Below are 6266 nucleotides of genomic sequence, written 5' to 3' on the forward strand. Positions count from 1 at the left end.
CACGGTCGTGGTGCTCGACAACGCGAAGATCCACCACGCCATCGAGCAGGAAGTCCTTGATCGCTGGCTGTTCGAGCACCGCATGATTCTCTTCCATCTCCCTCCTTACAGCCCCGAACTCAACCTGATCGAAATCGTCTGGAAACACGCCAAGAGCCACTGGCGACGATTTGTCACTTGGACCAAGGAAACCATCGATGCGGAGATCGACAAGCTTCTCTCCGGCTATGGCTCAAAATTTGAAATCAGTTTCTCGTGAATACTTATCAAGGCGTGTGAAGCACATCCTCAACAAGTATGACGGCTACATGTGCACGTGATGCACGTTGAGAAATTGGGGCCGCTCGCCTCCCATTATTTGCGCACAGTGCCGGCGATTGAGCGCAACTGTTCGCCGAGACTCGATAGAACGAGTTGGTCGCGAATCTGGTCGACGAAAATGCCAACAAACAGCGCGAGCATCATCACCGTAAGCGCACCTTTGACCGGCTGGCTGAGCGTCATCGGTTCGAGTTTTTCCGACGACTTTGCCATGAAGCCGAACGCGAAATCAACGAGCAGGAGTATCAGGGTCATCGGTGCGGCGAGCTTCGCAGTCGTCTGCATCAGCAAGTCCGTCTGTTGCAGCACGAAGCTTTCCAGCACGTTGGCGGGCACCGGCGTCGCCGCGCTAAGCGGCCACCAGTGATACGATTCGTAAAGCGCACCGAGCAGGAACGTCATGCCTCCGAAGGTCCAGAACGCGACGCTCGCTATCTGCGCGAGTAGTGTGCCGGTGGGCGTGGACTGTTCCTCGCGCAGCGGGTTGGCGATCTGCACATTGGTGTAGCCGGCCAGGTTGTCAACGTAAATGCCGGCTCCTTCCGCCACCCAGAACACCGTGGATGCTGAAAAACCCAGCACCAGCCCGATGGCCGCCTCGCGCAGGCCAATAACGACGAGCGACGTGCCGGTCAGTGACGTATACAGCGAAACGGGCTGACCATAAGCGATAAACGCGCTAAACAGCAGCACGATGCCGTTACGCAGCACGCCTTGCAGGATGCCGTCAGCAGTGGGCGGAAATAGGTAGAGCATAACGAAGAGCCGCACCGAGCACACGCCTAGCATAGTTAGCGAACGAATCAGCGAGGCGCCAAACTGCGGCAGCGTGATGAGGGCGTCGTACATATGGATGTTCAACAGATCGAAAATCGCTGCGTCGACGTCGTTACACCATCGCGCCATGCCCACGCGAGGTAAAACGCAGACGGGCCAGCGCAGCTTCTTCGGCGTCCTCGTCGCCTGCGTCCGTTACGTGGCTGTCTAGCGCGACGCGCAACCCGGCAATGCGCTCGCTGCATATATCGATGCGGCTGCGATTCAGGGCATGCGCGCGCGTGGCCACGGCGAGGTCGTCGGCCTTGCTGCGCAAGAGCGTGTCGAGCGCGGCGAGTTCTCCTTCCATCTGCTGGACACGCACGGCGACGAAATCGGCATGGTGCATCGTCGCATTGAGATCCGTCAACTGGAAGGCGTTGCCGCCCGTCATCATGTGCGCGATCTTTGCGTGGAAGCTGCGCAACTGCTCGCGTTCCGCTTCGGTGCGTGCGAGTTGCGCGCCTCGCTGCGCGACTGCCTTGGCATGCGCGTCACGCGCGGCCAACACGCCTGCCTGCAGGCTACGCTCGAGCCGCTCGCGGCGGCCGAGCGTCAATTCAAGCGCGGCCACGCGCCGACGTGCCGTCTCCGGACTTTGCTGCACGCTCATCGGGTTAGCTGTTCGCGAGTTGGAAGAGCCGCGCCTCGGTGTCCTGCGGCGCGGCGAATTCGTTTGTCGCCTGATTGAAGAAGGTGCGGATCGCGTCGATCTTGCGAATCGCCTCGTCGACAAGCGGGTCGCCGCCAGCCTGATATTCGCCTATCTGCAACAGTAGCTCAACCTCGCGATGCCTGGACAGCAGATCGCGCAGCCGGGCCGCCGCGCGAACATAGTCGTCGGTCATGACTTGCGGCATCACGCGCGAGAGACTCGCGAGCACGTCGATTGCGGGATACTGGCTTTTTGCAGCGATTTCGCGCGACAGGATCATGTGTCCGTCGACAATTCCGCGGACTTCCTCGGCGATCGGATCGTTGCCCGAATCGTCTTCGGCGAGCACTGTGTAGAGCGCCGTGATCGAACCGTGCTCGCCCATGCCTGCGCGTTCAAGTAGCCGCGGCAACTCGGCGAAGATCGACGGTGGAAAGCCGCGCCTGGCGGGCGGCTCGCCGGCCGCCAGGCCGATCTCGCGCTGCGCGCGCGCAAAACGCGTGAGTGAATCCATCATCAGCAGCACGCGCTGCCCGCGGTCGCGAAAGTGCTCGGCAATCGCTGTCGCTACGTACGCGGCCTTAGCACGCTCGATCGACGAGCGGTCCGACGTCGCGCAGACAACGACAGACCGTGCCATGCCATCGGCACCGAGAATCAGCTCGACGAACTCGCGCACTTCGCGGCCCCGCTCGCCGATCAGCGCGATCACGGTCATGTCGCATTGCGCGCCCCGCGCGAACATGCCGAGCAACGTACTCTTGCCGACGCCGGCCGGCGCAAAAATGCCCATGCGCTGCCCTTCAGCGAGCGTCATCATGCTGTCGACGGCGCGCACGCCGGTAGCAAGTGGCGTGTCGATCATGCGCCGCCTCATCGGCGAAGGCGGATTCGCAAACACCGGGCGGTCTTCGTTAGTGTAAACCGGCCCGAGTCCGTCGATCGGCTCGCCGAGGCTATCGATCACGCGCCCCAGCAGCGCGTCCCCCACCGGAACCGTCAGTGAACGACCCAGTCCCACGACGCGCGTGGAACGCGAAATGTCAGCGAGCCGCGAGAACGGCGACAGAAGCGCGACATGCTGCGTGAAGCCGATTACTTCTGCATGCTGAAGTAGTTCTCCGTCCGGCGCGCGCAGCTCGCACAGCTCCCCAAGCGTCACATCGAGCCCCGCTACCTTGACGAGCATGCCGATAACCTCGAGGACCTTGCCGGTCCGCGCGATGCTCTGTGTCGACAAAATTTCCTGTTCGATCGCATCGGCGAGGCGTTGCACATCGTGGCAGTTGTCGACGTCGTACGCATGGCCAATGCGGGACATGCTGGCCGCACGCGGCGAGGTCATCGCCAGCCCTCGTCGTAGCCGTGGCCTGCATCGGCGAGTTCAGCGGCGTGGCGGCACGCCGTTGCTTCTTCCGGTGCCGTCGCATTGCCCGCCGCTGTGGCGACATACGACGCGAGTCCGCTCAGTTCGCCCGCCGAGTGCTTGAGCGCGCGCGCGACCGCAAGCCGCATAGCTCGAATTTGCGTCGCAAGGCTTGCATCGATCGCGCCGAAATCGGACTCGCACAGGCAACTGCCGGGCGCGAGCCGCTTGTCCGCGACAACCGACAGGGGAAACGGCCTGCCGAGATCGCGCCAACGCGCGCAGAGCCGTTCGAACGCGACGCAGGCCTTATCGTAGTCGAATGGGCTCACGGCGACGCGCAGCCACGTCGCGCCTTCGACGATGCGGTCCACCGCGGACAGCGCCCGCTCGAACAGCTGATCAGCCCGCTGGACCTGGACAATCTGCTCGACGGCCATGGTGACGATGCTCGCAATCCGCTCGCGCATTTTCAGTTGTGCCAGGCGTTGCACGGTGCCTGTATCGGCAAGCCGCTCCATCCAGTCCGCGAGCGCTCGCTGCTCGCCGTCGCGGTAACCGCGCGTGGCGGCATGATCATACTCGTCGCGCGCGGCGGCGCGAATCGTTTCAACTTCTGCTCGGGCCGCGGCGATGATCGCCACCGCCTCGTCGCGCGCGGCGGCGAGTGTGGTGCCGCGATCGGTGGCAAGCTGCGAGTAGGCGGCGTCTAGCTCCATCATCGCCCCGAAGGCGGCACGCGGCACGACATCCGCATGCGCGCCGACATGCCCACCGCCGCGTCGCTCGTCGTGGCTGCCGCGGTCCGCACAGAGCAATCGGTCTGATCTCAGCCAAATAGCCATGCCCACTCCGGAAGCAGTTCGGGAAGTCGCGCAAAGAGAAGCGCGGTGCCATTCACGTCGAGTTCGCGCACGCTCCCCGCTGGCCACGGCGGCATGTCGCGCGGCAACGCGAGGCGCAACAGTGAGCATGGGGAAGTAGCGCGTGCTGGCATCGCGGACTGTGCCGCCTCATGCATGTCCCGCGCGATCAGCGTATAGCCCTCGCAGGCCAGCCGCTCTTCGTCGATTTCTTCGAGGGGCGGCAGTTGTCCGCTGGCGACAAGACGCGCTAGATCGGTCGCGTTAGCTGAAAGATGCTCCGTGCCATGGAGAGATGCGGCACTCAGCCGCTCGAGCGGTACGCCGACCCATTGCGCGAGCCGGCGGCGGATCCGCTTGTCGACCAGCCTCCTCACTTCGGCGCGGCGCGTTAGCAGCGCGCGCAGGCGCAGCACGCGCAAACCGTCGTCCACGGGCAATGCGTCGAGCACGGCTGGATCAAGCGCACGCCAGCTGTCAAACTCGGGCGTTGCGACGTCCGCTGCACGCAACAGCGCTCGCGAACAGGCGGCGAGCGAGCCGGCGCTCGTGCTGGCCAGCGCTTCACGCAGCCCGTCGAATGACGCGGACATCAGGGCGGGCTTCACATCGAGCGCTGGCGCCCAAGACGACGGATGTGCCCAGCGCGCGACCTCGATTGCGTTGCGCCGCCACGCGGCGAGCGCGGCAGCAGTGCGCGCAAACGGAAATGCTGCGAGGGACGCGACAGACGAGACCGCACCAAACGCCACGGACTCCGATGCCGAAATCGTGGACAAAGAAACCATGGATGATGCCATTACGTGGCAGAAGAAGGTTTCGCTCGCCGCCACCTGCCGACGAGCGCATTCATTCGCGCGTGAATCCGCGAATAAAGCCACGCGCTTGCGCGCTCGGCCGGCATGCCGCGCCGCAGCCACAGCCACAGAAACAGACTCACCGCGCCGATGAGCAACACCAGCGCCGCTGCGATCAACGTGGGCAACCGCGATACCTGCGTCTGCGCCGACTTCGACAGATCGATCGGATCAGCCGCTACCGCAGTCACGCTCACAGCGTCGTAGGTCAGTCCTTCGACGCTGTGCATCACGAGCGTCTTGATCTGCGGCACCAGCGCGTTCGCGTCGGAATCCGACCGGTACTTGACGAACACCGATGCTGAAGAAGGCTTCTTCTGCTGCGCAAGCGGATCGTTGTTGGGAAGCATGATCTGCACGCGCGCGACGATGACGCCGTCGATCTTCGAAAGCGTCGCGGAAAGTTCCTGCGACAAGCCATAAATGAAGCGCACGCGTTCCTCTGTCGGCGTTGCCACGAGGCCGTCTTTCTTGAAGAGGCTGCCAAGATCGTCATACCGGCTGTGGGGCAGGCCGCGCTCGCGCAGAGCCTGCATCGCGCGAACCAATTGCCTGTCGTCGACCTCCAGCGTCCAAGTCTTGCCATTGTCGATGGTGTTCTTCGAGGCGTCGACGCTCTGCTCAAGCAACGCCACCAACATCTCATTCGCATCCTGTTCGGTTAGGTTGCGATACAGCTCCTCCTGGCAGCCTGCCAGCGCGATGCAGCCGGCAAGCGCATGCGCTAGCGCGACCGCGCGGATGGTGCGAGCGGCTCGCATAGTGCGCATGAGCGGCCCGGCTGCTGCATTCTTCCCTTGCGTGGCTTTGCGCATGACCTATTGATTCTTCATCAACGTTTCGACCGACGACTTCGACGACTTGACCAAACTCATCTTAGCCTCCATGTCGAGCTGCGTGCTGGCGAGTTCGAGCGCCGCTTTCATCGCCGCAGCTGTCATTTCCTGCACCGACATGCGGTCCGCCTGGCCGGACAGCGCAAGCACGTCGTTCACTGACTTCTGGATCTCCGCGTCCTGGGCCGCCGCCATCTTCGCGATCACATTCGTACGCATGTCGCCACCGTGATGGGGCGGCGACATGCGCGGATTCTGCATCAGCACCTTGAAACGGTCGCCGGCCTGTTGCAGCGACGCCCCCCCTCCGGCACCGGGCGATTCGGGCGCAGCCGCTCGTAGCGCGACCGCGATCTTCTGGTTCGTGACAAAAAATGCCATGGTGAGCCTCTTGCTGTAAGCGGTCGACGACGCAGCCACGCCGCCTCAGGCGCGGAGATACCCTTGCGTGAGCGCGTCATAGCCATCGCCTACGGTCGCAGGCAATGACGAGGCCACGGCGGGCAACTCGTCATCGAGCGCGGTAATGGATGGTGGCACCTCGAAGGCGCC

Annotated in this window: 8 protein-coding genes; 1 reads left to right on the top strand and 7 read right to left on the bottom strand. The window is 63.5% G+C overall.

The window, feature by feature from the left end; all coding sequences use genetic code 11:
• The coding region (locus tag K309_RS38590) for a transposase (RefSeq protein ID WP_035878800.1) at window positions 1-259 on the top strand (259 nt) is incomplete at its 5' end.
• Window positions 260-354: 95 nt separating this feature from the next.
• On the opposite strand, the gene sctT is transcribed toward K309_RS38590, so the two are convergent.
• The 7 genes from sctT to K309_RS0133415 are packed head-to-tail and all read right to left on the bottom strand — an operon-like array spanning window position 355 to window position 6095.
• A complete protein-coding gene (gene sctT, locus K309_RS0133380; protein WP_029050285.1) occupies window positions 355-1170 on the bottom strand; it encodes a type III secretion system export apparatus subunit SctT in 816 nt (271 codons plus the stop codon).
• A 40-nt stretch (window positions 1171-1210) separates the two neighbouring features.
• Window positions 1211-1750 (bottom strand): type III secretion protein, encoded by a 540-nt coding sequence (locus K309_RS0133385; protein WP_029050286.1) that lies wholly within the window; start codon window positions 1748-1750, stop codon window positions 1211-1213.
• Window positions 1751-1754: 4 nt separating this feature from the next.
• The gene (sctN, locus tag K309_RS0133390; protein ID WP_051320754.1) at window positions 1755-3113 is read right to left on the bottom strand and encodes a type III secretion system ATPase SctN; all 1359 of its coding nucleotides are present in this window, start codon (window positions 3111-3113) and stop codon (window positions 1755-1757) included.
• 20 nt (window positions 3114-3133) lie between these two features.
• Window positions 3134-4003, bottom strand: coding sequence for a type III secretion system stator protein SctL (sctL, locus tag K309_RS38595; protein ID WP_035878802.1), 870 nt, complete (start codon window positions 4001-4003; stop codon window positions 3134-3136).
• The gene (locus K309_RS0133405; protein ID WP_232232619.1) at window positions 3988-4809 is read right to left on the bottom strand and encodes a type III secretion protein HrpB4; all 822 of its coding nucleotides are present in this window, start codon (window positions 4807-4809) and stop codon (window positions 3988-3990) included. Before K309_RS0133405 ends, sctL begins: the two co-directional genes overlap by 16 nt.
• 11 nt (window positions 4810-4820) lie before the next feature.
• Window positions 4821-5639, bottom strand: a complete 819-nt coding sequence (gene sctJ / locus K309_RS0133410) for a type III secretion system inner membrane ring lipoprotein SctJ (protein WP_035878804.1) — start codon at window positions 5637-5639, stop codon at window positions 4821-4823.
• A 57-nt stretch (window positions 5640-5696) separates the two neighbouring features.
• Window positions 5697-6095 (bottom strand): type III secretion protein HrpB2, encoded by a 399-nt coding sequence (locus tag K309_RS0133415; protein ID WP_029050290.1) that lies wholly within the window; start codon window positions 6093-6095, stop codon window positions 5697-5699.
• Window positions 6096-6266 lie beyond the last annotated feature (171 nt).

It is taken from the genome of Cupriavidus phytohabitans (genome assembly GCF_000426345.1).
Lineage (GTDB): Bacteria > Pseudomonadota > Gammaproteobacteria > Burkholderiales > Burkholderiaceae > Cupriavidus.

Excerpts from the sequence above, each read along its gene's own strand:
- sctT (WP_029050285.1), bottom strand. The coding sequence starts at position 1,170 with ATGTACGACGCCCTCATCACGCTGCCGCAGTTTGGCGCCTCGCTGATT.
- K309_RS0133385 (WP_029050286.1), bottom strand. The coding sequence starts at position 1,750 with ATGAGCGTGCAGCAAAGTCCGGAGACGGCACGTCGGCGCGTGGCCGCG.
- sctN (WP_051320754.1), bottom strand. The coding sequence starts at position 3,113 with ATGTCCCGCATTGGCCATGCGTACGACGTCGACAACTGCCACGATGTG.
- sctL (WP_035878802.1), bottom strand. The coding sequence starts at position 4,003 with ATGGCTATTTGGCTGAGATCAGACCGATTGCTCTGTGCGGACCGCGGC.
- K309_RS0133405 (WP_232232619.1), bottom strand. The coding sequence starts at position 4,809 with ATGGTTTCTTTGTCCACGATTTCGGCATCGGAGTCCGTGGCGTTTGGT.
- sctJ (WP_035878804.1), bottom strand. The coding sequence starts at position 5,639 with ATGCGAGCCGCTCGCACCATCCGCGCGGTCGCGCTAGCGCATGCGCTT.
- K309_RS0133415 (WP_029050290.1), bottom strand. The coding sequence starts at position 6,095 with ATGGCATTTTTTGTCACGAACCAGAAGATCGCGGTCGCGCTACGAGCG.